This window comes from Spirabiliibacterium mucosae (genome assembly GCF_014884965.1).
Classification (GTDB): Bacteria; Pseudomonadota; Gammaproteobacteria; order Enterobacterales; family Pasteurellaceae; genus Spirabiliibacterium; species Spirabiliibacterium mucosae.
Window position 1 is genome coordinate 1 of record NZ_JABTBO010000030.1, and the last position, 24,544, is coordinate 24,544.

Here is a 24,544-nt window from a genome sequence, read left to right on the forward strand (position 1 = left end):
ATTTCCACCAGCGGCCTTTATAACTAAACGCAGGGATGGCGGCAATCAGCTGCTTGCCCACTTTTTTGCTTGGGTCAAGGCAGGAGAGTGGGTCTTGAAAAATCATCGACACCTCTTTGCCGATCAGCTTGCGCCGCTTGGCGGCGGGCATTTTCAACAGTTCCACATCATTGAAGCGAAAGCGATCAGCGCTGACCTTCCAGCTTGGTTTAGCGTTGTTGCAGATGATTTTGGCAATCAAACTTTTGCCCGAGCCAGATTCGCCAATCAGCCCGCAAATGTCGCCCTCGTTGACGGTTAAGCTGACGTTGTCGATCAGCTTGACATAGCCTGTTTGGGTTTTCACTTCCACGGTGAGGTTACGAATATCTAAAAGTGCCATAATGCCCTCAATCAGCGGGTGTGGTAGTATTTTTCCACCGTTTTCGCCAAGGTGTCAGAAAACAGCAAAATCACAAAAATAATCAAGGTTAAAATCACGCCGGGGATAATCACCAGCCACGGCGCGAGATAAATCAAATCAATGTATTCGCGGATCATCGTGCCCCACTCTGGCAGCGGCGGCTGAGCGCCGAGAGAGATAAAACTCAGCGCGCTGATATCCAAAATCGCGAAAATAAACACCCGGCTGCTTAAGCGGATAAACTGCGGGATCAGGTTTGGCAGCACGATGTGCTTGAGTAAATAGCCCTGCGAGGCGCCGTCTAAGCGCAGCATTTGGATATAATCCTTGTGAATTTCGCGCTGAAGCATTTGATACACCTGATGGATAAAATAGGGCAGTGAGGCGAGCAAAATCGCCAAAATCGCGTTGAGCAAGCTCGGCTGCATCAAGGTGGCGATCACGATCGCCAACAGCAAAATCGGAATGGAGAGAAAGGCATCCAAAAAGTGGCCTAAAATGCCGACACTCAGCCCTTTGCCACTGCCAGAGAGCACGCCAAGCACGCCGCCGATGGCCAGCGTCAACACGGTGACCAACAGTCCGCCGCCAAAAGAGTAGCGCAGGCCGTGGATAATGCGGCTGAAGAGATCGCGCCCGAGATCATCGGTGCCGAAAAAATAGGCCAGCCGGCCGCTGCGTGACCACGCCGGTGGCAGCAACTCTTGGCCGAGAAATTGCGCGCCTTGATCATAAGGCGCCAGCCACGGTGCAAAAATCAGCGCCAGCAGCAACAGCAGTAAAATATAGCCACAAAAAAGCCCCACTTGGCGCTGCTTAAACAGCTGCCAAATGTCGCGCAGTGGCGTGGTGTGGCGAAACTCGGCCGGGCTTTTATCGGACATACCACCCCTTGCGATTAAATGGATCGAGTAAGAACATAACAAGGCCACCTAATGTATTGATAAGCAAAATAAATAAGCCAATGATCACCACGCCTGCGGAGATGGCGTTGTAATCTTGCTGCTCCACGGCGTTGATCAGCCACTGGCCAATGCCAGGCCAGCTGAAGATGGTTTCAATCAACATACACATCGCCAGCAGCATGGTGAAAGTGCGGGTCAGTTGCGGGATCATCGGCGCGAGCGTGTTGCGTAGCAAAATGCGATAAGCAATTTTAAAGCGCGACCAGCCGCGGATTTCGGCAAATTTGACGTAATTTTCGCGCAAGATTTGCTCAGCGCGGTATTGCGTGTTTTGCATGATCTCCATCATCGGCGCAATCATCAGCACCAGCACGGGCAGCAGCAAATGTTGGAAGACATTTTGAATCATTTTGATGCGGTGCGGGCTTTCAACAAACCACACATCGATCGCGGCAAAGCCGGTGATGCTGTCGATGTCATAAAGCGGATAATACTGCCCAATGGCAGAGATTTCCCACTGGCGGCTGGCGGCGACATAAAGCACAATCGGTGCAATCCAAAAAATCGGCAGCGCAATGCCAAACGATGCGCCAAAGCGGATCACCCGCCCGCACAATTGGTTGCGATAAAACGCGCCGACAAAGCCAATTGGCAGGCCGATGAGCAGCGCCAGCAGCAAGGCGAGAAAACACAGCTCAATGGTGGCCGGCAGCACCGCGCGGATTTGCTCAAACAGCGGCTGGCCGTCGATATAACTGATGCCAAAATCGCCGTGCAGCAAGCGCAGCACATAGTGATAAAAGCCGCTGAAAAAGTTCGGTTGCGCCAGTACGTCATTCAGCGGGTCGCGCAGCAGAATATGAAAGCTGATGAACGATAAAATCAGCAAGGTGATCATGGTTAACAAGGCGCGTCGCAAAAGATAATAAAACATCACTTGCCCTTTTCTGTCATGGAAAGCTCAGCAAATTGAATGCTGCCTAAAGGCTGCATTTTCATGCCGCTTAAACGTTTGTTGTAGAGCATAATGCGCTCGGCGTTGGCAATCGGGATAAGCGGCAGTTCATGCATGGCTAGGCGTTGTGCCAGCTCATAGTTGCGCGCGCGCGACTCCAACGCGGGGCTTTTGAGGGCGTCATTTAACAGCGTGTCAAAAGTGCGGTTGCAGTAGTGGCTCAAGTTGTTGCTGTGCACCCGCCCGCGCAGCCTAAAATTGGCTGCAAAAAGCCGTTTGGGTCAAGGCTGCCGGTCAGCCAGCCGCCTAAAATAATGTCGTAGTTGGCCTGCCCACGCTCGGCGAGGTGCTCAAACTCACTGCGCGGCAAATAGCGCATCGTCACCGCCACGCCGGCTTGCTGCAAGTCAAAGCGGATAATTTCCGCCATTTTCACCGGGCTTGGGTTATACACGCGGTTGTCGGTCAGCACCCAAAAGTTCAGCGCCAGGTTTTGGCCTGAAAGTGCGGTTTTGGCCGCCTCGGGCGCGTAGTTATAGGCAAAGGTTGAGAGCCCAAATTGCGCCGCCCACGAGCTTTGCGGAATTAAGGTGTTAGCCAGTTGCGCGTTGTTGAAAAAGATCCGCTCAACAATCCGCTTGCGGTTGATCGCCTGCGCAATCGCGCGGCGCGTGGCGATGTCTTTGACCGCACTTTGCTTTAAATTAAACGCCAGAAAGGCCAAATTCATGCCATCGATGCGCGCGGCGTCAAAGCGGCGGCTGCGCAGCAAGTTGTTGATTTGGCTCGGCTCTGGGTAGGCCATGATATCGCACTCGTTGTTGAGCATTTTCTCAAGCCGGCCAGAGTGGCTGGTGGAGAGATCAATCACCACATTGTCGATGTGCGCCTTTTCGCCCCAATAATCGTTGTTGCGTTTGAGCCGCACGTATTGGTTGCGAAAATACGCCCCCACTTGATACGCACCTGTGCCCACCGGCAGCGTGTCGAGCTGAGCGATGTTGTCGTCGGTGCTGAGTTGCTGGGCGTATTCTTGGGATAAAATCACCGCATATTGGCTGGCCAAATGCTCCAAAATTGAGCCATCGGGCGAAAACAGCTCAATTTTCACCAAATAAGGGTTCACCGCCGTCACGCTTTTGATTTTTTTGTCAAAATCAATGCTGTCGAAGTAAGGGTAGCGGTTTTCCTTGGCGTAATCGTAATAAATGCGATATTGCGGATTGCTGGAGGTGTTGTGCGCCGTTTTTTCAATATTCGGGAAGCCCTCCAAGCGCCCGAGCACACGGTTGAGCGAGAACACCACATCATCGGCGTTGAGCTCGCGGGTGGGCGTGAACCACGGCGTTTGGTGAAATTTCACCCCTTTGCGCAGCTCAATCAGCAAGGTTTTACGATCGCCCGAGAGCCTGTAATGCTGGGCTAAGGCGCCCGTAACCGCTTTGCGCTGATTATTTTTTATCTCAAATAACTTGTTATATATCTGTTCTGCCACCACATTCATAGATGTACCCACATCCACCGTTTGAGGATTGAACGAAAATCCCGTAGAGTGAGTGCAGTAGATCAAGCCATTTTGGCTGATGCTATGCGGCACGCGCGGCGCGCCAATGGCATTCAACGCCAGGCTTGAGAGGATCAACAGTGGTGTAAAAAGTGTGTTTATACAACGCATTGGCAACTTGTGTTTGAATGATTTGGCCACATTGTAGTTTATCTTGGCGCATTTTGCCATTTTCTCGTAATATAAACGCACGTTTAAGGAGTTGACATGATTTTTAAAATTCTCGCATTGTCTGTCATTGCGTTTATCGTTTGCTTGATTGTGCTGCCGCTGTGGCTTTTTAGCCATTATAAAAAGGGCAAAGCCATCCCACACATTGAGGGGCAAACGCAAACCCAAGCCGCCCTTGGCACACTGCAAGGCGAGGCGAAAGCGCTGCGAGGGCGCGTTGAGCGCCTTGAAGCGCTGCTGGATTACCATCAACCGAACTGGCGTGAAAAACACTAAGGAGGCCTTATGCTGTATCGTTATCCACAACAAGGTATGATTTCAGGCGTGTGCGCTGGCATCGCCAAAGCCTCAGGCTTGGAAATTTGGGTGGTGCGCACCATCACGGTGCTGTTATTTTTATTCGGCGGCTTTTTCTTCGTGCCGCTGGCCTACATCGCTGGCGCCTTTATGCTCGAAAAAGCCCCTGATCAGTATTTTGAGAACACCTCAAAGCAGATGTTTGACGGCAGCCCATTAGATGGCGACGCGCCAGGCAACGCCTCCTTCGCGGAGCTGGAAATGCACTTAGCCAGCCTCAAGGCGCGGGTTGAGGCGCTTGAGCGCCACATTGAGCGTGAACACAGCAAGCAAGAGAACAACCATGTTTAGCAAACTGCAACGGGAAGTGGAAGACTTCGTCAACCGTGGGCTTGACCGCACTTTAAATCTTGCGGTAACCGGCTTGAGCCAAAGCGGCAAAACGGCGTTTATCACAAGCCTGGTCAACCAACTGTTGACGTTAAACCAAACCGACGGCGGGCATTTGCCGTTTTTCGCCCCTGCGCGCAGCGGGGATATTTTGGCGGTCAAACGCGTGGAGCAAGAAAATTTAAGCATCCCGCGTTTTGACTACGAGGCCAATATGGCAAGCCTACGCCAAAACCCGCCGCAGTGGTGCCAATCGACTCGTGGCATCAGCGAAATCCGCCTGGCCGTGCGCTATCGCCACAGCAAAAGCCTGCTGCGCCATGTGAAATCGGAAAGCACGCTTTATATCAACATTTTAGACTACCCCGGCGAGTGGCTGCTCGATTTGCCGCTGCTGGGGCAGAGCTTTAAAGCCTGGTCGCAAAGTTTAGACAAAATCCAACACGGCGTGCGCGTGGAACTGGCGGAAAAATGGCAAAGTGCGGTCAACCAGCTCGATTTAAGCGACAAAGCCAATGAAGAGGTGCTCGCTGAGCTCGCAGGGCTCTACACCGAGTTTTTGCATCAATGCAAAGCCCAAGGGCTGCATTATATTCAGCCGGGGCACTTTGTGCTGCCTGGGGAATACCAAGGCGCGCCGGCGCTGCAATTTTTCCCGCTGCTGGGGCTTGATGATGAGCAGTGGCAAGCGCTGGAAAAAGCCGATCGCAACAGTTATTTCGCGGTGTTGAAAAAGCGCTACGACTATTACCGCGACAAAATCGTCAAGCGCTTTTATGAGCGCTATTTCAGCCAGTTTGACCGCCAGATTATTTTGGCTGACTGCCTAACCCCGCTGAATTACAGCCAGCAGGCGTTTATGGAAACCAAAGAGAGCCTGCGCCAGTTGTTCAGCAATTTTCACTACGGCCAGCGCTCGCTGCTCAGCCGGCTGTTTTCGCCACAAATTGACAAGCTGCTGTTTGTGGCCAGCAAGGCCGACCACATCACCTCCGATCAAGTGCCGAATTTGATCGCACTGATGCGCCAGCTGATGCAAGAGGGCGGGCAGCATGTCAATTTTATCGGGGTTGAAAATGATTACGCCGCCATTGCCGCGGTGCGTGCCACCACGCCGGTGCTGGTGGACGACGGCGGCAAGCAGGTCAAAGCGCTGCAAGGCGTGCGCAGCCGTGATGGCAAGGAGGTGGTGGTGTTCCCAGGCTCGGTGCCAAGCCGCTTGCCGAGTGCCGATTTTTGGGCGCAAAACCGCTTTGAGTTTGACCAATTCGAACCGCAGCCGCTGATCGACGGCGAGCGCATACCGCACTTGCGCATGGACAGCGTGCTGCAGTTTCTACTCGCTGATAAGTTGGAGTGATATGGATAAAAAATATTTTGATCTCACAAGTGAGCCGTCGCGCGAAGATGAGGCCTTGCAAGGGAAAAAGGAGTTCGACAATGCCCGCCTCACGCTTGATGTGACCGACGAGAGCCCAGTTGAGCGGCAATTTGAGCGCATCGCCAACCCCAAACCGCGTTGGTGGAAGCGCATTCTCGGTGTGATTATCGTGCTCTTTTTGGGCGCAACGGTGGCGCAGTCAGTGCAGTGGATTATTGACAGCTACCATGATCATCAGTGGATTACACTCGTCTTTGCGCTGGTGACCTTTGGCGTGGTCTGCCTTGGCCTGACCGCACTTTGGCGGGAATATTGGCGGCTGGTGAAATTGCGTCGCCGCGCCCAGCTCCAGCAAGAAAGTGAGTTGCTACTCACCGCGCCGAGCACCCTTGGGGCGAATAACGCGCAAGCGCGCGAGCTGTGCCAGGGCATCATCACCAATATGCAACTAAGCGCGGATGACCCGCGCGTGCAGCGCTTTGAGCAGCAAGTCAGCGACGAGCACTCCGCCAAAGAGGTGAGCTTTTTGTTTTCACAAAATGTGCTGCTGGATATCGACAAAACCGCGCGCAAAATGGTGAGCAAAAGTGCAGCAGAGTCGGCTGTGATCGTGGCCGTCAGCCCGCTGGCGATTGTGGATGTGCTGTTTGTGGCGTGGCGCAATTTGGCGCTGATTAACCGCATCGCCAAGCTCTATGGCATTGAGCTGGGCTATTTCAGCCGCATTCGCCTGCTGCGCTTGGTGCTGGTGAACATGGCTTTTGCTGGTGCCACCGAGCTGGTGCATGAAATTGGCATGGATTGGCTGTCAAAAGATTTGATGGCCAAGCTCTCCGCCCGCGCCGCACAAGGCTTGGGCGTGGGGCTGTTGACTGCGCGATTAGGCATCAAAACCATGGAGTTTTGCCGCCCGCTGGCGTTTATGCCAGGTGAAAAACCGCGCTTGAGCATTATTCATCAAGAGCTTTTAGGTGTGATTAAAGACACCATGTTCAAGCAAAACAAAAGTGCGGTGGCAGAGCACGACTACCGCTAAGGCTCGCGCTGAGCGCACTTTCGCCAACCGCACTTTTGATAAAGTGCGGTTTTTAAGCGATGCGCGCAAAGGCGCGTTCAAGGTCGGCGATCAAATCATCCACTGCTTCAAGCCCAATGTGTACGCGAATCAGCGTGCCTTGCAGTGGGCGCTCAATGCCGGGGCGGATGCGCGCAATTTCGCTCGGTTGATTGTATAAAATCAGTGATTCAAAGCCACCCCACGAATAAGCCATGGTGAAGAGCGAAAAGTGATCAAAAAAGCGCTCCAACTCATCATGGCTTAAGGTGCGCGTGAGCTCAAACGAGAACAAGCCACTGCTGCCACTGAAATCCCGCACAAAGTGCTCGTGGCCGAGGCAGCTTGGCAAGGCGGGGTGAAACACGCGCGCCACTTCAGGGCGCTTGCTCAACCACTTGGCGACCTCAAGGCTGCTTTGTTCATGTTGTGCCAACCGCACTTTTAACGTGCGCAGCCCGCGCAAAGTGGTGTAGGCGCTGTCGGCGTCGGCCATTTGCCCCATCAAGTAGGCCTGCTCACGCAGCGTGTCCCACGTGCGCGCATTGGCCACCGCGGTGCCAATCATCACATCAGAGTGGCCGACCAAATACTTGGTGCCAGCCTGCACGGAAATATCCACGCCAAAATCCAACGCAGGGAAGAGCACGCCCGCCGCCCAGGTGTTGTCGATGATGATCACAATCTCAGGGTTCACCGCGCGCGCGGCTTGCACCATGGCGGGGATATCGGAAACTTCAAGCGTTAATGAGCTGGGGGACTCCAAAAACAGCACTTTGGTTTCAGGGCGAATGAGCTTGGCAATCTCCGCACCGGCCATCGGGTCATAAAAGGTGGTGGCCACGCCAAAGCGCGCGAGCACTTGCTGGCAAAATTCTTGGGTCGGCTCATAGGCCGCGCCGCTCACGAGCAGGTGATCGCCACTTTTCACGAAGGCCAAAATGGTATTCGTCACCGCCGCCGCGCCGCACGGGAACAAATAACAGCCCGCGCCGCCTTCCAGCTCGCACATCGCATCTTGCAGCGCAAAGTGGGTCAGCGTGCCGCGTCGGCCATAAAACAGCGCTTTGTTGGCGCGGTTTTGGGTGGCGTCCTTTTTATCGGCTAAACTTTCAAAGGTTAATGACGATGCGCGCTGCACCACAGGGTTGACCGCACTTTGGGTATAACGGCTGGTGCGGCCAGCGTGCACCACCGCGGTGGCGAGTTTTTTAGAAGATGGCATAACAACCTCACATGCTACAAATAGTGATACAATAATCATTTCTCGGCCGGCGCGCAAGGCTGAATTTTGATAGAAAAAATCTATTGCTAAAATAGATATTGAGAGGCGATTTTAACTCAAAAGTGCGCTATACTATAAAAATATAAGCAGAAATGCTTCTCAAGGCGCAAGCCAAACTTAGTTAAAACAGGAGAAATTATGGTTTTAGTAACTCGTCAAGCCCCTGATTTTACAGCATCTGCTGTATTAGGCAATGGTGAAATCGTTGACAACTTCAACTTCAAAAAACACATTGCAGGCCGTGCGGCAGTGGTATTCTTTTACCCAATGGACTTCACCTTCGTGTGCCCATCTGAATTGATCGCTTTTGATCACCGTTACAAAGAATTCCAAGACCGCGGTGTTGAAGTGATCGGCGTGTCTATCGACTCTCAATTCACTCACAACGCATGGCGTAAAACCCCGACCGACAAAGGCGGTATCGGTGAAGTGCAATACCCATTGGTTGCTGACGTGCGTCACGACATCGCAAAAGCGTTCGGCATCGAGCACCCAGAAGCGGGTGTGGCATTGCGTGCGTCATTCTTGATCGACAAAAACGGCGTTGTGCGTCACGAAGTGGTGAACGACCTGCCATTAGGCCGTAACATCGACGAAATGCTGCGCATGGTTGACGCCCTTCAATTCCACGAAGAACACGGCGAAGTGTGCCCAGCACAATGGGCGAAAGGCAAAGAAGGTATGAAAGACAACCCAGATGGCGTTGCGGCATACCTCAAGAAAAACGCCAACGACCTATAATCGTGCAACAAACAAAAACCACGCCCCGGCGTGGTTTTTTTATGCGTGAAGGACAGTGCGGTCACGCTTAAAAATTTGCTATACTAGCCACATTCAAAGTGCGGTTGAGGAATGGATATGGACAATGTCAGTCAAGCAGAAGTGGAGAAGTTTAATAAAATGGCGGCGAGTTGGTGGGACCCAGAGGGGGATTTCAAGCCGATTCATCGCCTCAATCCAAAGCGGTTGGCGTATATTTGCGAGCATGTAGGCACACTTGTGGGCAAGCGGGTGCTGGATGTGGGCTGCGGAGGCGGCATTTTAAGTGAGAGCATGGCGCGCATGGGCGCGCAGGTGGTGGGGATTGATATGTCACCGCAGCCGCTGGCCGTGGCGCGTGAGCACGCGCGCGAGCAGGGCTTGAGCATTGATTATCGCCAGCAAACGATTGAGAGCTTAGTCGCCGAGCAAGGCGGGCAGTTTGATGTGATCACCTGCATGGAAATGCTCGAGCACGTGCCAGACCCAGCGGCGGTGGTGCGCGGGTGTCAGCAGCTGCTCAAGCCCGAAGGCGTGGTGTTTTTCTCTACCATCAACCGCACTTTTAAAGCGTGGGCGCTGGTGGTGGTGGGCGCGGAATACATTTTGAAAATGCTGCCCAAAGGCACCCATGATTACGACAAATTCATCAAGCCTGCCGAGCTGTTGAGCTGGTGTGATGACAATCGTTTGCACTGCGTGAATATTCAAGGCTATCACTACAACCCGCTTTCAGGGCAGTTTTGGCTCAATGGTGATGTCAGCGCCAATTACATCATGGCGCTGCGGCAAAAAGTGTGACCGCACTTTTAAAATAGCGTTTTAATTCTGCGTTTTTCTATTCAAGCGGGCAAAAAAGGTGCATAATAAACGCAATCACTTTCAGCAAGTATAAGGATACACTATGGCTCAATTTTATACTGGCGCCCGCGTGTTTGACCGCGGTGCATTGTTAGAACATTACGCGCTGGTGGTTGACGGCGGCAAAACGCAAAAACTCGTACCTGAAAGCGCCATTCCTGAAGACGCGCAAGTCAAGCGCCTCAACGGCGGGATTTTGACTCCAGGCTTTGTGGAAACCCAAGCCAACGGCGGCGGCGGTGTGTTGGTCAACGATCAATGCGATCGCGCCGGCCTTGAAAAAGTGCTCGCCGGCCACCGTAAATACGGCACGGTGGCGATGTTGCCAACTTTTATTACCGACAGCCAAGAAAAATATCACCAAGCCATTGCCAACGTGGCCAATTTGGTCAAAGAGGGCATGAAAGGCCTTGTCGGCGGCCATTTTGAAGGGCCGTTTTTGTGTGTTGAGAAAAAGGGCACGCACAACCCGCGTTATATCCGCATCCCGGATGAAAAAGATTTCGCCTGTTATGAACAACACGCGGACTACTTGCAGCACAGCATTCTCTCCCTTGCGCCTGAGCAAGTGCCAGCAGGCACTATTGCGCGCATCAAGCCGTTTATCCCACAAATCAACCTCGCGCACAGCATGGCTACCGCAGAAGATCTGCTCGCCGCCCGCGCAGAGGGCTTGACCGGGATTACGCACCTTTACAACGCAATGCGCCCACTCAGCGGCCGTGACCCAGGCCCAATTGGCAGCGCGGTCGAGCTTGGCCTGTATGCCGGCATCATCGCCGATGGCGTACACAGCAGCCCGTATTCCCTCGCCACCGCCTACCAACTGCTTGGCGACCAACACTTAATGCTGGTGACAGACTCCATGCACACCATTGGCGCGCCTGAAATCACCGAGTTTGATTTGATGGGCGTGAAAGTATTCGTGAAAGAAGACCGCCTCGTCAACGAGCACGGCTCACTGGCCGGCGCGCACATCAACTTGCTGCAATGTGTGCAAAACGCCGTACGCTACATGCACGCCGATATCCGCAGCGCCCTGCGCATGGCGGTGTCAACTCCTGCTAATTACGTCGGTCGCGCCGACCTTGCCACCATTGTGGCGCGCGATGTTGATGACGTGATTTACCTCAGCGATGGCGATCTCGCCCTGCGCGATTGGCAATAATCCCGCCATAAAAAACCGCACTTTCAAAGTGCGGTTTTTATTTTATCTGTTGTGATTAAAGCATAGTGGCCAGCGCTTCCCACTCTTTGTCTTCCAACACGTATTCTGTTTCATCGCCGTATGGGAAGAAGTTACGGTTGCCCGCAAAGAAGGTGGCGTCGTAATACTCTTTAAACTCCAGCGCGGCGGTCAAAGTCAGCAAGCGGCCGTCGATGCCTTCAGCACCCGCACAAGTGTAGGCGTCAATCATCTCTTGCGGTTGGTTGACTGGGGTGGTCTCAGGCAGCAGTTGGAAGCTTTTCAGCGCTTCAACCACTGGGCCAAAATACACGCCGTATTTCAAATAGGCGGTTGGCTCGCTGTTGAGGTATTCCAACACTTGGTTTGGCAATTCGCGATCGTAGTCTTGATCTTTATTTTTTTGCTCAAACGCCTCTTTGGCTTTGGTGTATTTTTCCACTAATTCTTCAACATCATATTGGTAGTTCTTGAATTCCATAGTTTCTCCTTATCCACAATGTGATGAAAATGTTATGAAAATGCTTAAGGTCTATCTTGCCAAAATTTCACACAAAATGCCAATTTTGGCTGGGGGAGTGCTTAAATTTCCCCCAGCTTTATCGCTAAGTTGTTGATTTTTATCAAGTGCGGTTTTGCGCCAATTGGGCAAAAACGGCGTCGGCAGCGCGCAAGGTGGCGTCGATGTCTTCCTCACTGTGCGCCAACGACATAAAGCCCGCCTCAAAGGCTGACGGCGCGAGATAAACGCCGTGCTCGAGCATCTTGTGGAAAAATTGCGCGAACAACTCGCTGTCGCAGGCCATCACGTCGTGGTAGTTTTCAACCGCACTTTTATCGGTGAAAAAGAGCCCAAACATCGCGCCCACGTGGTTGGTGACAAAGCCAATGCCGTGTTTTTTCGCTAATTGCTCAAGGCCTTCGCAAAGTGCGGTTGTCAGCGCAGTGAGTTTGTCGTGGTGGCCAGGTTTGGCCAATTCGTTTAAGCACGCCAGCCCCGCGGCCATCGCGATAGGGTTGCCTGACAACGTGCCAGCTTGATAAACAGGGCCGGTTGGTGCGATGTGTTGCATAATCGCTTTTTTGCCGCCAAAGGCACCCACTGGCATGCCGCCGCCGATGATTTTGCCCAGGCAGGTGATATCAGGCGTCACGCCATAATAGGCCTGCGCGCCACCGAGTGCGACGCGAAAGCCCGTCATCACTTCATCAATAATCAACAGCGCGCCATATTGGTCACACAACTCACGCAAGCCTTGCAAAAAGTGCGGTTTGGGTGGCACGCAGTTCATGTTGCCGGCCACAGGCTCAACGATAATGCAGGCAATGTCTTGCGGGAATTGCTTGAACGCGTTTTCAACCGAGGCCAAATCGTTGTAGTGGCAAACGAGAGTGTGTTTTGTAAAATCGGCAGGTACGCCTGGGGAATTGGGTTGGCCAAGGGTGAGCGCGCCGGAGCCGGCCTTAACCAACAGCGAATCGGCGTGGCCATGGTAGCAGCCTTCAAATTTAATGAGTTTATCCCGCCCTGTGTAGCCGCGCGCCAGGCGAATGGCCGACATCGTCGCCTCGGTGCCGGAGCTGACCATGCGCACCATCTCAATTGATGGAATAAGCTCGCGCACCCGCTCGGCGAGTGTGATCTCAAGTGCGGTTGGTGCGCCAAAGCTCAAGCCGTTTTGCGCCGCCTCGATCACCGCCTTCCGAATGGCGCGGTGGTTGTGGCCTAAAATCATTGGCCCCCAAGAGCCGACGTAGTCAATGTAGCGCTTGCCGTCGCAGTCAAAAATATAGGCGCCCTCGGCTTTGTTGATAAACACGGGCGTGCCGCCCACGCCTTTGAACGCGCGCACCGGCGAGTTGACCCCACCTGGGATGACATCTTGGGCTTTTTCAAAGAGTTGTTGAGAGTGATTCATGGTCTGTCCTTTATCGTTTTGCGTAGGCGTATTGTAATAGAAAGCGATTTTTTTTCACAGCGAGAATAAAAAAAGTTTATCAACTGCGGATTATGATGTGGTATTCTGTCAAAATTATCGACGCAATCGCAAGGCGCAGGAACGTAGTAAAGGCAAAAATATGTGGCTTTCATTGTTGTTGCCATTGATGGTTTCATTTTTGGCATTAATTCTTATCCGCCCGCTGGCACGCAAAGTGGGGTTGGTGGACAAACCTAACTATCGCAAGCGCCACCAAGGGTCGGTGCCGTTGATTGGCGGCATTGCGCTGTTTTTGGGTAATTTGTGTTTTTATCTCTTGCAATGGCATGAGATGAGCTTCCCGCAGCTGTATCTTTTCTGTGTTTCTGTGCTGCTGATTATCGGCGTGCTTGACGACCGCTTTGACATCAGCCCGTTTATCCGCGCGGCGATTCAAATCGGCTTGGCGAGCATGATGATCTATTACGCCAATCTTTCCCTCGACTCGTTGGGTCAAATTATCGGGCCGTTCAAGCTGCAACTGGGCATGTTCTCCTCGATGGTGACGGTAATGATTATCATGGGCGTGATCAATGCCTTTAATATGATCGACGGCATCGACGGCCTGCTCAGTGGCCTTTCCAGCGTCACGTTTGGCGCGATCGCCATTTTGATGCTGCTTGATAACCAAATCAACCTCGCGCTGTGGTGCATTGCCTTGATTTTGGTGATGCTGCCTTATGCACTGTTTAACCTCAACGCCTTTGGCGTTAAGCACAAAGTGTTTATGGGCGATTCGGGCAGCACCTTGATTGGCTTCACCATTATTTGGATTTTGCTCCTCAGCACCCAAGGCTCGGGCCACCCGATTAATCCGGTGACCGCACTTTGGGTGATTGCCATCCCGCTGATTGACATGGTGGCGGTGATTGTCCGCCGCTTGCGCCAAGGCAAAAGCCCATTTCGCCCGGACCGCTTGCACATTCACCACCTAATGATGCGCGCAGGTCTAAGCTCCCGCCAAGCGCTGTTTGTGATCACCTTTATGGCCGCTGTGTTTGCCGGCTTTGGCATTTTGGGGGAAGTTTACTACATTGATGAATGGATCATGTTCCCGCTGTTCATCATTGTCTTTTTTGTTTATTACTATTCCATCACGCGCGCTTGGCGGGTTTCAAGGCTGATTAAGCGCATGCGCCGGCGAGCGTCGCGCTCGAAAAACCGTGTTAAACTCTCAAAAGGATAATCTATGTCACATCACGCACCTCAAAGCCCCGTGAATGCACAAGGCGTCGAGCAGCTTGATTTGCTCGCCTTTGGCGGCATTTTGTGGCGCAAAAGCTGGCTGATTGCCATGTTTGTGCTCTGTGCTAGCGCCATTGCGTTTGCTGTGTGCCAATTTGTGGTCAAGCCACAGTGGCGCGCTGAGGCCTACATTGAAGCGCCAAAAGAGCAAGATTTAGGCAATTATTATGCGCTCTCGCAAATGTATGATTTGATCGCCAGCCGCAACGGCCAAGCGGCGGACCCAGAGCCAGCCCCAGTAGGAGAACAGCAAAGTGCGGTCGGCGGGCTCAACGGGCAGGTGTTCAGCGCCTTTTTGCAAAACTTGCGCGCCTACGATGTGCTGCGTGCGTTTTGGGAAAATTCCAATTACTACCAACAACTGCAAACAGGGGATAGCCACCACGACCAAGCGCTGCTGGAATCGTTAATTGAGCGCGTGGTTTATCAACCAGGCAACCCCGCCAAAGGGCTTGATGACCGCGTTTATCTCACGCTGAACAATCCAAAACAGGCCACCGAATTGCTCAGTGCGCTGATGAATTATGTTAACGAGCAGACCCATCAGCAAGAGTATGCCACCTTAATTGCCAAGTGGAAAAACCTCTTTGAGCAGGTGAAACTCGCCGCCAGCAACAAGCTGGGCCAAACCCAACAAGGTGCGATTGTGCCGCCAAGCGTGTGGGAGAGCAAACTGGCGATGATGCGCTCGGTCAGCCCGCTGGATAACCAATTCCAAGCGTTTCATTATTTGAAAACGCCAGTGCAACCCTTAGCACCCCATTCGCCGAACACCGCACTTTGGGTGCTGCTCAGCGGCTTTGCGGGGCTGATTTTAGGCTGCGCGCTGGTGATTATGTTGGCGCTGCGTGCGCGCAATGGCAAAGCAAAGGACAACAATGAAAAAGCTTAAAGTACTCACCGTTTTCGGCACCCGCCCAGAGGCGATCAAAATGGCGATTTTGGCGCAAAAACTTGCGCAAGACAGCCACATTGAGGCCAAAGTGTGCGTCACCGGCCAGCACCGTGAAATGCTCGACCAAGTGCTTGATCTTTTCGAGCTCAAGCCGGATTTTGACCTCAATATCATGAAATCAGGCCAAGATCTCACCGACATCAGCGTGCGCATTTTGCAATCCTTGCGTGACGTGCTCACTGAATTTCAACCGCACTTGGTGTTAGTTCATGGCGACACCACCACCACCTTTGCCGCGGCATTGGCGTGTTATTATCAACGCATCGCCGTGGGGCACGTCGAGGCGGGCTTGCGCACCTATGATATTTACTCCCCGTGGCCGGAGGAGGGTAACCGCTGCTTAACCGGCGCGATTGCGCAATTCCACTTTGCACCAACGGCCACGGCGCAGCAAAACCTGCTGGCGGAAAACAAGCCTGAAGATAACGTGATCGTGACCGGCAACACCGTGATCGACGCCTTGCTGTGGGTGAAAAATAAACTAGAACAAACCGACGCGCTCAACGCTGAGCTGGGCGCGCGTTATCCGTTTTTAGCGCCGGATAAAAAGCTGATTTTAATCACAGGCCATCGGCGTGAAAACTTTGGTGACGGCTTTGAGCGCATTTGCAAAAGCATTAAAACCATCGCCGAGCGCCACCGCGATGTGCAGATTCTCTACCCGATGCACCTCAACCCGAACGTGCGTGAGCCAGTCAATCGCCACCTCAAAGGCATCGACAACGTGTTTTTGATTGAGCCGCAAGATTACTTGCCGTTTGTCTATTTGATGAACCGCGCCTATTTGATTTTAACCGACTCGGGTGGCATTCAAGAAGAGGCGCCATCACTTGGCAAACCTGTGCTGGTGATGCGCAACACCACCGAGCGGCCTGAAGCGGTGGCCGCGGGTACCGTGAAATTGGTCGGCACCGATGAAGCGCGCATTGTCGGCGAGGTAGAAAAATTATTAACGGATGCGGCGTACTACCAATCGATGGCGCACGCGAACAATCCTTATGGTGATGGCAATGCCTGTGATCGCATTGTCAGCGCAATTAAACAATGGTTAAACGAAGATTAATACTATGACAACATTCAATACAATTTCCGTCATCGGCCTCGGCTACATCGGCCTACCAACCGCCACCGCCTTTGCCTCGAGCGGCAAAAAAGTGCTTGGGGTGGATGTCAACCAACACGCGGTAGACACCATCAACCAAGGCAAAATTCACATTGTCGAGCCTGATTTAGACGTGGCGGTGAAAAGTGCGGTTGAAAAGGGCCTGCTTCAAGCCAGCCTTGAGGCCAAACCAGCCGATGCGTTTTTGATCGCGGTGCCAACGCCGTTTAAAGCTGAGCACGAGCCGGATTTAAGCTATGTTGAAGCCGCCGCTAAGGCCATCGCCCCCGTGCTTGAAAAAGGCAACCTCGTGGTGCTCGAGTCCACCTCGCCGGTGGGGGCGACTGAGGCCGTGGAGCAGTGGCTGCGCGAAGCACGCCCTGATCTCAGCTTCCCGTCTGATGCAGGTGATGAGGCCGACATCAAACTGGCCTACTGCCCAGAGCGCGTGTTGCCAGGCAAAATCATGCAAGAATTGTTCTCCAACGACCGCGTGATCGGCGGGCTGTCGCCAGCCTGTGCCAAAGCGGCGGCTGAGCTTTATCGCTTGTTTGTTAAAGGCGAGTGCATTGAAACCACTGCCCGCACCGCCGAGATGTGCAAACTGACTGAAAACAGCTTCCGCGATGTCAACATCGCCTTTGCCAATGAACTCTCATTGGTGTGCGATCACTTAGGCATCAGCGTGTGGGAGCTTATCCGCCTAGCCAACCGCCACCCGCGGGTGAATATTTTGCAACCGGGCGCAGGTGTGGGCGGGCACTGCATCGCCGTTGACCCGTGGTTTATCGTCGCCCAAGCGCCAGAGCAAGCGCGCTTGATTCGCACCGCGCGTGAGGTCAACGACCACAAACCGCACTGGGTGATTGAGCAGGTGAAAAAGGCACTGGCCGAGGTGGTCAGCGAGCGCGATTGCAAAGCCTCCGAGGTGCGCATTGCCTGCCTAGGCTTGGCGTTCAAGCCAGACATTGATGACCTGCGCGAAAGCCCAGCGGTGGAAATCACCCGCGATTTGGCCGCGTGGCACAAAGGTGAGATTTTGGCGGTGGAGCCAAACATCAGCCAATTGCCAGCCAAATTGAGCCAAAGCAACATTCAGCTCGCCAGCCTTGAACAGGCGCGTGAGCAGACGGATATTTTGGTGTTGTTGGTTGACCACAGCCAGTTCAAAGCCATTGACGGCGCGGAAATTGCGCAGCAATGGGTGATCGACACCCGCGGCATTTGGCGTCAATAATGGCCTTGAATTACGTGCTGGCGCGCAACGATTGGGAGAGTGACTTTTTCCAACGTGAGATTGCACGCCTGACATTTACTGAAAGTGCGGTCAGCCAACCGCACTTTGGTGATTTTGCGCTGATTCAATGCAAGCTCGATGCCACGCAGCGTGAGGAAATAGCCTGCCTGCACACACTCGGCTTTGAGCAAGTGGAAGGCGAGTGCGATTATTGCTGGCCGTTAACGAGTGACGCGCCAACCGCACTTTGCCTTGCCCGCGAGCAAGACATTCCTGCCCTCGAGCAGTTGGTCTCGCACGCGTTTGCTGACAGCCGCTTTCGCGCGCCGTGGTTTAGCGCGGCGGAAAACGCGCGCTTTTACCAATGCTGGATTGCCAAAGCGGTGCGCGGGCAATTTGACGATGCCTGCTTGGTGCTCAAAACCGATGACGGGCAAATCCAAGGCGCCATTAGTGTGCGTCAGCTTGATGACACGCGCGGCCGTGTGGGGTTGCTGGCCGTCAACGCGCAGTTTCAAGGCCAAGGCGTGGCGCAGCAGTTGCTCGCTCAAGCCAAAAGCTGGTGTTTAGAAAAGGGCCTGCGCCAATTGTGGATAGCCACGCAGCAAAGCAACCTCGCCGCCAACCGCTTATATCAAAAAATCGGCGCCGAGGTGCACGCACGCGCGGCGTGGTTTTACAAACAGATTAAGTAAGGAAAAGAGATGATCGTATTTAACAAGCCACCGGTGGTGGGCACCGAAATCGGGTGTTTAAATGAAGCGTTAAGCACAGGCAAACTCAGCGGCGACGGCCCTTTCACCAAAAAATGTGAAGCGTGGATTGAGCGCCATTTCAACACGCCCAAAGCGCTGCTGACCCCCTCTTGCACCGCCTCACTTGAGATGGCGGCGTTGTTGATTGACACCCAACCGGGTGATGAGATCATCATGCCAAGCTACACTTTCGTTTCCACCGCCAATGCCTTTGTGTTGCGTGGTGCCACCATAGTGTTTGTGGATGTGCGCGCGGACACCATGAACATCGACGAGCGCAAAATTGAAGCGGCGATCACCGATAAAACCAAAGCCATTGTGCCGGTGCATTACGCGGGTGTGGGCTGTGATATGGATGCCATCATGGCAATTGCCGAAAAACACAACCTCTGGGTGATTGAAGACGCCGCCCAAGGCGTGATGTCGCGCTATCAAGGCAAAGCCCTGGGCACCATCGGCCACATTGGCTGTTACAGCTTCCACGAAACCAAAAACTACACCGCCGGCGGCGAGGGTGGGGCAACACTCATCAACGACAAAGCCTTGATTGAGCGCGCTGAAATCATCCGTGAAAAAGGCACCAACCGCAGCCAATTCTTCCGCGGGCAAGTCGACAAATACACCTGGCGCGACATGGGCTCGAGCTTTTTGCTCTCCGATTTGCAAGCCGCGTATCTTTACGCGCAACTCGAGGCCGCGCAAGGCATCAATCAACGCCGCTTGGCGATTTGGGCGCGCTATTATGATGCCTTCAGCCGCTTTGAAGGCCGCGTGCAACTGCCGCACATTCCGTCCGATTGCGAGCACAACGCCCATATGTTCTACCTCAAACTGCGCGATCTTGACGACCGCACTTTGCTGATCGACAGCCTCAAAGCCAACGACATCATGGCCGTGTTCCACTATGTGCCGCTGCACTCTAGCCCCGCGGGCAAGAGCTTCGGCTTTTTCGCCGGCGACGATGACATCACCACCCAAGACAGCGAACGCCTTGTGCGCTTGCCGCTGTTTTACAACATGACCGATGCGGAGGTGGATAAAGTCATCACCGCGGTGACTCATTATTTAAGCGAACACCCGTAAGCGATGAAATCCCTCGGCAGCACCACGCTTTGGACAGGCACCTCGACGCTGATTAAAATCGGCGTCGGCTTGTTGGTGGTCAAACTCTTGGCTATCCACTTCGGCCCGCAAGGGGTGGGTTTGGCCGCCAACTACATGACGCTGCTCACCGTGCTCGGCGTGTTTGCCGGCGCGGGCATTTTCAACGGCGTGACGAAATACGTCTCCCAGTTTGAGCAGGACGAGTCCAACAGCCGTGCGATCCTCTCCAGCGCGTCGTTTATCATCGTCTGTTTTTCCCTCGTGCTTGGGTTGGTGATGCTGCTGGCAGCCAAGCCGATTGCGCTGTTTTTATTCACTAAACACGGCTATCACCACATCATCCAAATTGTGGCGTTTTGCCAGTTTGGCATTGCTTTGAGCAACTTTTTCCTCGCCATTTTGCGTGGCTACCGCGACGCCAAATTCAACGCCATTAGCATTATCATCGGCGCGCTGCTTGGTGTGCTAGCCTTTCTAGCAGGGCTTTATCTGTTTGATTATCAAGGTGCGCTGGTCGGCTTGGCGCTGGTGCCCGGGCTTGCATTTATCCCCGCCTTTTTGGCGCTGCGGGGCTATCAGCGCAAACAAGTTGGGCATTTTCAGCTCGCCTTTTTAAAACCGCACTTTGACCGCGAGCAGAGCAAAAAGCTGCTGACATTTTCATTTATGGTGTTTGTCACTGCTGTGACCATTCCGGTGGCTTATATTTTAATGCGCAACTGGCTCAATCGCGGCTACGGGCTGGAGGCAGTTGGCCTGTGGCAGGGCGTGAGCAAAATCTCTGATGCTTATTTGCAATTTGTCACTGCCGCCTTTTCGGTTTATCTGCTGCCGACCTTTGCCAAGCTCACCACAGGTGGTGAAATCAAGCACGAGATTGCCAAAGCGCTGAAGTTTGTTTTCCCCGTCACGTTGGCTATCAGCGTGGCGATTTACCTGCTGCGCGATATTATTATCCGCATTCTCTTTTCCAGCCAATTTGCTGCGATGGATGAGCTCTTTTTGTGGCAGCTGTGCGGTGATCTTTTTAAAGTCTCGAGCTATATTTTTGGCTATTTAATCGTCGCCAAAGCGGCGTTGAAACTCTATATTTTGGCGGAAGTGACCCAATTTGTGCTGCTGCTGGGCAGCGCGTTTATCCTGATCCAGCTCAACGGCGCACGCGGGGCAACGCAATCGTATATGCTCACTTACATTCTCTATTTTTTATTGTGCCTGTTAGGCTTTTGGATTTATCAACGAAGAGGGCGCGCGTGATGACCATTTACCATGTGCTCGGCTCACACATTGAGCACCACAACAAAACCGTGCTGGATTTTTTCGCCAACACCTTAATCAACACCGTTGAGCCCAATTTGTGCCGCCATGTGTTGATGGTCGGCCACGTCGGCGAGTACCCCGCGCTCAACATCACCCATTTTGACAGCAAAAAAGCCATCGCCGCCCACCTGCGCCAGCTGGCCAAGCGCGAAAAAGACGCCTTTTTCTTCTTTCACGGGCAATTTAACCCCTATATCTGGCTGGATATCGCCACCCACCGCCTGCCGGCTGCGCGCCTAGGTTGGCACATTTGGGGCGGCGATCTCTATGAAGCCTCCACAGCGCTGCAATTTCGCCTGTTTTATCCACTGCGCCGGCTGGCGCAACGCAAGTTGCGCCATGTGTATGCCACCGTGGGGGATTTGGCGGTGTTCAAGCGCCTTAACCCCAACGCGCAGGCGCACACGCTCTATTTCCCGACCAAAATGAGCAACGCCCTGCCGGAAAACACCCGCGAGGGCGAGGGCACTTTGACAATTTTGCTCGGCAATTCAGGCGATCCAACCAACCGCCATCTTGAAGCGTTAGACGCGATTCAAAGTGCGGTCGGGGACGCCGCGCGAGTGATTATCCCGATGGGGTATCCTGAACATAATCAAGCTTACATCGAACACGTGCGCGAACGTGCCAATGCGCTGTTTGCCAGCAATGTGGTCACGATTTTAGAGGAAAAACTGGCCTTTAGTGATTACTTGAACTTGTTGCAGCGCTGCGATGTGGGGTATTTCAACTTTGCGCGCCAGCAAGGTGTGGGCACCATTTGCTTGCTGATTGACATGAACATCCCGCTCGTGCTCCACCCGAGCAACCCATTTTGTTTGGATATGCAAGCCCAAGGCGTGGCCTATCTCACCCCTGAGCAGCTCAACCCTGAGGCCATCGCGCAGGCCAAAGTGCGGTTGCAGCAGCTGGATAAACGCCACATCGCCTTCTTCCCGCCCAATTATGTGCAAGGCTGGCAAGATGCGCTTGAGGCGTTGCAAGGGTAGGGGGCACTATGTTATCAAACCTTGCTTTGTTCGCGCTGCTCGCGCTTTATCTCAGCAGCATCACGTTGATCGGCTTTTTGACCTACCGCCACTATCTCGCGGTGCGGTTTAACTTTTTCTTGCTCTTTAGCGTGATTTATCTCATCACCTTTTTCCTCGGGCTGCCGTTTAGCTTGGCGCTGGCGTTTAATTTTGATTTCAAATTGCTTGACCCCGACATCCTGCTCGCTAGCCAATTTGCCGCCCTGGCGTTTTATTTGATATTTTATGTCGCTTATAGCGTGCGTTTGACACCACGCCAAACCGCACTTTACCCCACCGTGCAAGCCAGCGCGCGGGAGAATAGTGCCAGCATTGCCCGCATCACGGGCGTGATTTTGCTGCTCATTGGCCTGGGCACAGTGGCGCTGTTTTTCACGCAAAACGGCTTTTTGCTGTTTAAATTGAGCAAATACAGCCAAGTCTTCTCGCAACAAGTCAGCGGCGTGGCGCTCAAGCGCTTTTTCTACTTCTGCCTGCCAGCACTGCTGATTTTTTATTTTTTAAACCCGAGCAAAAAGCAGTGGCTGCTGTTTTTGGTCTTTGGCGTCAGTTTTGGCGTGTTGACCTACATTCTCGTGGGCGGCACGCGGGCTAACATGGCCTTGGCGGTAGCGCTGTTTTTCTTTATCGGCATCAGCCAGCGCTATCTCTCGATTGCCAGCTTGCTGCTGGCCGGCGTGATTGCCATTGGCGCGATGTTTGCTCTTGCACTGGCGCGCTATGGCTTGAACGTGCAAGGCGCGGAGGCGGTTTACACCTTTTTGTATCTCACCCGCGACACCTTCTCGCCGTGGGAGAATTTCGCCACCATTCTCTCTCATCACAATCAAATCGAATGGCAAGGCTTAGCGCCGATCGCGCGGGATTTTTATGTCTTTATCCCGAAAACCTGGTGGGAGTCACGCCCGGATCTGATCGTCAACAGCGCCAACTATTTCACCTGGGAGATTCTCAACTACCACGCGGGCCTGGCCATTTCGCCAACGCTGCTTGGCTCGCTTTATATCATGGGCGGCGTGCCGTTTTTAGTGCTGGGCGCGTGGCTGTGCGGCTGGCTGGTTAAGTGCTTAGACGCGCTCTATCGCCTGAGCAAAAACAGCGCCAATCGCAGCTGCCGCGCCATCTTGCAGGCCTACTGCTTTGGCAACTGCTTTAACTTAATCGTGCTGGTGCGTGAGGGGCTTGATGCCTTTGTGTCGCGCTTTTTATTTTATTCACTGGTGTTTTTCATCGCCGTGGTTATCGCCGCGCTCATCACCGCACTGTTGCGCAAGCTCCACTGCACGCGCACACAACTGATTTCAACAAGAGGATAATATGGACAAAGTCAGCATCCGCGGCATCGAGCTGCTCGCGGTGAACAATCAGCAAGCCTTCGTCGATTTCCTGATCAACGCCGATCACATCCAACAAGGCAAACTCATCGCGATCAACGCTGAAAAAGTCATCACCGCCGAGCGTGACAGCGAGGTCAAAGCATTGCTCGAGCAAGCGGAGTTTAAATATGCCGACGGGGTGAGCATCGTCAAATCCATTCATAAAAAATATCCGCAATACCGCACGTTACAACGCGTGCCAGGCTGCGATCTCTGGCAGGCCTTGATGGCGCGCGCCGGCGAGCTGCAAACGCCCGTGTTTTTAGTCGGCGGCAAGCCTGAGGTGCTTGCGCAAACCAAGCAAAAGCTGACCGCACTTTGGAATGTTAACATCGCAGGCAGCCAAGACGGCTATTTCACCGCGGAAGAGCAAAGTGCGGTGATTGAACGTATCAAAGCCAGTGGCGCTAAATTTGTCACCGTCGCCATGGGCTCACCTAAGCAAGAGCGCTTTATGGCCGCCTGCCAAGCGCAATATCCAACCGCACTTTATATGGGCGTGGGGGGCACCTATGATGTGTTTACCGGCCACGTTAAACGCGCACCTGTGATGTGGCAAAAAGCCAATTTGGAGTGGTTATATCGCCTGTTGAGCCAGCCAACACGCTGGCGGCGGCAGGTGAATTTATTGAAATACGCCTATTACTACTTTATGAATAAGTTGTAATCGAATTTCGTATTATAAACGCGCAGCAAGGCAGATAAAACCCCTGATTTGCATAATTTATCAGCAAGTGGAAAAAAAATGAAAAAAGCACTAGACAAGCGGGGCAGAAAACCGTAATATGCGCTCCGCAACGACGCAATAGTGCGCTCGTAGCTCAGTTGGATAGAGCGTTGGCCTCCGGAGCCAAAGGTCTCAGGTTCGAATCCTGTCGAGCGCGCCAGCGTTCGCATGATTTAGCTAATGCTTTATCAAACACCACAATGGTGGCTATAGCTCAGTTGGTAGAGCCCTGGATTGTGATTCCAGTTGTCGTGGGTTCAAGTCCCATTAGCCACCCCATTCGGCGAGTAGCGCAGCTTGGTAGCGCAACTGGTTTGGGACCAGTGGGTCGTAGGTTCAAATCCTATCTCGCCGACCATTTCTCTTTTGAGATCGTTCTTTAACAATATATCAGACAATCTGTGTGGGCACTTGTGGCTTTGTTTTGAAAAGATAAAGTCTTAATGAGTGCTTAAAATTTTAAGTCAAAATTCATTGAGCGAAACAGATTTAAACTTTTAAA

Annotated in this window: 23 protein-coding genes, 3 tRNA genes and 1 pseudogene; 20 read left to right on the top strand and 7 right to left on the bottom strand. The window is 53.2% G+C overall.

Annotated elements, in window-relative coordinates; translation table 11 throughout:
* The 4 genes and pseudogenes from HPC37_RS09615 to HPC37_RS09630 all read right to left on the bottom strand — a co-directional run.
* Window positions 1-382 (bottom strand): ATP-binding cassette domain-containing protein (locus HPC37_RS09615; protein WP_208122911.1); only part of this gene is annotated, 382 nt, incomplete at its 3' end.
* 11 nt (window positions 383-393) lie between these two features.
* The gene (locus HPC37_RS09620) at window positions 394-1,287 is read right to left on the bottom strand and encodes an ABC transporter permease subunit (protein ID WP_208122912.1); all 894 of its coding nucleotides are present in this window, start codon (window positions 1,285-1,287) and stop codon (window positions 394-396) included.
* Complete coding sequence (locus HPC37_RS09625; protein ID WP_208122913.1) at window positions 1,277-2,242, bottom strand: ABC transporter permease; 966 nt, start codon at window positions 2,240-2,242, stop codon at window positions 1,277-1,279. Before HPC37_RS09625 ends, HPC37_RS09620 begins: the two co-directional genes overlap by 11 nt.
* Window positions 2,242-3,938 (bottom strand): annotated as a pseudogene (locus HPC37_RS09630) (ABC transporter substrate-binding protein). Before HPC37_RS09630 ends, HPC37_RS09625 begins: the two are co-directional and overlap by 1 nt.
* A 96-nt stretch (window positions 3,939-4,034) precedes the next feature.
* Between HPC37_RS09630 and HPC37_RS09635 the strand changes: the two are divergent.
* From HPC37_RS09635 to HPC37_RS09650, 4 genes are read left to right on the top strand one after another with little or no spacing between them, the layout of a single operon-like run.
* Window positions 4,035-4,274: a hypothetical protein gene (locus HPC37_RS09635; protein ID WP_208122914.1), complete on the top strand. Its 240-nt coding sequence runs from the start codon at window positions 4,035-4,037 to the stop codon at window positions 4,272-4,274.
* A gap of 9 nt (window positions 4,275-4,283) precedes the next feature.
* Complete coding sequence (locus HPC37_RS09640; protein ID WP_208122915.1) at window positions 4,284-4,646, top strand: PspC domain-containing protein; 363 nt, start codon at window positions 4,284-4,286, stop codon at window positions 4,644-4,646.
* On the top strand, window positions 4,639-6,045 hold the full coding sequence (locus HPC37_RS09645) for a YcjX family GTP-binding protein (RefSeq protein ID WP_208122916.1): 1,407 nt from the start codon (window positions 4,639-4,641) through the stop codon (window positions 6,043-6,045). The genes HPC37_RS09640 and HPC37_RS09645 overlap by 8 nt, the downstream gene beginning before the upstream one ends.
* 1 nt (window position 6,046) lies before the next feature.
* Window positions 6,047-7,102 (top strand): YcjF family protein, encoded by a 1,056-nt coding sequence (locus tag HPC37_RS09650; RefSeq protein ID WP_208122917.1) that lies wholly within the window; start codon window positions 6,047-6,049, stop codon window positions 7,100-7,102.
* Between the two features lie 52 nt (window positions 7,103-7,154).
* Here HPC37_RS09650 and metC read toward each other — a convergent pair whose 3' ends face one another.
* Window positions 7,155-8,345, bottom strand: coding sequence for a cystathionine beta-lyase (metC, locus tag HPC37_RS09655; protein ID WP_208122918.1), 1,191 nt, complete (start codon window positions 8,343-8,345; stop codon window positions 7,155-7,157).
* Window positions 8,346-8,543: 198 nt separating this feature from the next.
* Between metC and HPC37_RS09660 the strand changes: the two genes are divergently transcribed.
* The 3 genes from HPC37_RS09660 (at window position 8,544) to nagA (ending at window position 11,193) form a co-directional block, all read left to right on the top strand.
* Window positions 8,544-9,146 carry a peroxiredoxin C gene (locus tag HPC37_RS09660; RefSeq protein WP_208122919.1) on the top strand — a complete coding sequence of 201 codons (603 nt, stop codon included), beginning with the start codon at window positions 8,544-8,546 and terminating at the stop codon, window positions 9,144-9,146.
* A gap of 117 nt (window positions 9,147-9,263) precedes the next feature.
* The gene (gene ubiG, locus HPC37_RS09665) at window positions 9,264-9,965 is read left to right on the top strand and encodes a bifunctional 2-polyprenyl-6-hydroxyphenol methylase/3-demethylubiquinol 3-O-methyltransferase UbiG (protein WP_208122920.1); all 702 of its coding nucleotides are present in this window, start codon (window positions 9,264-9,266) and stop codon (window positions 9,963-9,965) included.
* 103 nt (window positions 9,966-10,068) lie between these two features.
* Complete coding sequence (gene nagA / locus HPC37_RS09670; RefSeq protein ID WP_208122921.1) at window positions 10,069-11,193, top strand: N-acetylglucosamine-6-phosphate deacetylase; 1,125 nt, start codon at window positions 10,069-10,071, stop codon at window positions 11,191-11,193.
* Window positions 11,194-11,248: 55 nt separating this feature from the next.
* Here nagA and HPC37_RS09675 read toward each other — a convergent pair whose 3' ends face one another.
* Window positions 11,249-11,692 (bottom strand): hypothetical protein, encoded by a 444-nt coding sequence (locus HPC37_RS09675; RefSeq protein ID WP_208122922.1) that lies wholly within the window; start codon window positions 11,690-11,692, stop codon window positions 11,249-11,251.
* 142 nt (window positions 11,693-11,834) lie between these two features.
* Window positions 11,835-13,130 carry a glutamate-1-semialdehyde 2,1-aminomutase gene (hemL, locus tag HPC37_RS09680; RefSeq protein WP_208122923.1) on the bottom strand — a complete coding sequence of 432 codons (1,296 nt, stop codon included), beginning with the start codon at window positions 13,128-13,130 and terminating at the stop codon, window positions 11,835-11,837.
* Between the two features lie 160 nt (window positions 13,131-13,290).
* Between hemL and wecA the strand changes: the two genes are divergently transcribed.
* The 13 genes from wecA to HPC37_RS09745 all read left to right on the top strand — a co-directional run bounded on the left by wecA (window position 13,291) and on the right by HPC37_RS09745 (window position 24,400).
* Entirely contained in the window at window positions 13,291-14,376 is a 1,086-nt protein-coding gene (gene wecA / locus HPC37_RS09685) for a UDP-N-acetylglucosamine--undecaprenyl-phosphate N-acetylglucosaminephosphotransferase (RefSeq protein WP_208122924.1), read from the top strand.
* 3 nt (window positions 14,377-14,379) lie between these two features.
* Window positions 14,380-15,327, top strand: coding sequence for a Wzz/FepE/Etk N-terminal domain-containing protein (locus tag HPC37_RS09690; protein WP_208122925.1), 948 nt, complete (start codon window positions 14,380-14,382; stop codon window positions 15,325-15,327).
* Window positions 15,314-16,453: a non-hydrolyzing UDP-N-acetylglucosamine 2-epimerase gene (gene wecB, locus HPC37_RS09695; RefSeq protein WP_208122926.1), complete on the top strand. Its 1,140-nt coding sequence runs from the start codon at window positions 15,314-15,316 to the stop codon at window positions 16,451-16,453. The genes HPC37_RS09690 and wecB overlap by 14 nt, the downstream gene beginning before the upstream one ends.
* A gap of 4 nt (window positions 16,454-16,457) precedes the next feature.
* The gene (wecC, locus tag HPC37_RS09700; protein ID WP_208122927.1) at window positions 16,458-17,729 is read left to right on the top strand and encodes a UDP-N-acetyl-D-mannosamine dehydrogenase; all 1,272 of its coding nucleotides are present in this window, start codon (window positions 16,458-16,460) and stop codon (window positions 17,727-17,729) included.
* On the top strand, window positions 17,729-18,424 hold the full coding sequence (gene rffC, locus HPC37_RS09705) for a dTDP-4-amino-4,6-dideoxy-D-galactose acyltransferase (protein WP_208122928.1): 696 nt from the start codon (window positions 17,729-17,731) through the stop codon (window positions 18,422-18,424). Before wecC ends, rffC begins: the two co-directional genes overlap by 1 nt.
* 9 nt (window positions 18,425-18,433) lie before the next feature.
* The gene (gene rffA, locus HPC37_RS09710) at window positions 18,434-19,567 is read left to right on the top strand and encodes a dTDP-4-amino-4,6-dideoxygalactose transaminase (protein WP_208122929.1); all 1,134 of its coding nucleotides are present in this window, start codon (window positions 18,434-18,436) and stop codon (window positions 19,565-19,567) included.
* A 3-nt stretch (window positions 19,568-19,570) separates the two neighbouring features.
* On the top strand, window positions 19,571-20,845 hold the full coding sequence (wzxE, locus tag HPC37_RS09715; RefSeq protein ID WP_208122930.1) for a lipid III flippase WzxE: 1,275 nt from the start codon (window positions 19,571-19,573) through the stop codon (window positions 20,843-20,845).
* Window positions 20,845-21,897: a TDP-N-acetylfucosamine:lipid II N-acetylfucosaminyltransferase family protein gene (locus HPC37_RS09720; protein ID WP_235961716.1), complete on the top strand. Its 1,053-nt coding sequence runs from the start codon at window positions 20,845-20,847 to the stop codon at window positions 21,895-21,897. The genes wzxE and HPC37_RS09720 overlap by 1 nt, the downstream gene beginning before the upstream one ends.
* Before the next feature lie 8 nt (window positions 21,898-21,905).
* Entirely contained in the window at window positions 21,906-23,255 is a 1,350-nt protein-coding gene (gene wzyE, locus HPC37_RS09725) for an ECA oligosaccharide polymerase (RefSeq protein WP_208122932.1), read from the top strand.
* 1 nt (window position 23,256) lies between these two features.
* On the top strand, window positions 23,257-23,982 hold the full coding sequence (wecG, locus tag HPC37_RS09730; protein ID WP_208122933.1) for a lipopolysaccharide N-acetylmannosaminouronosyltransferase: 726 nt from the start codon (window positions 23,257-23,259) through the stop codon (window positions 23,980-23,982).
* Window positions 23,983-24,125: 143 nt separating this feature from the next.
* A tRNA-Arg gene (locus HPC37_RS09735) sits at window positions 24,126-24,202 on the top strand.
* Between the two features lie 43 nt (window positions 24,203-24,245).
* A tRNA-His gene (locus HPC37_RS09740) sits at window positions 24,246-24,321 on the top strand.
* A 2-nt stretch (window positions 24,322-24,323) separates the two neighbouring features.
* A tRNA-Pro gene (locus HPC37_RS09745) sits at window positions 24,324-24,400 on the top strand.
* The last annotated feature ends 144 nt before the right edge of the window (window positions 24,401-24,544 follow it).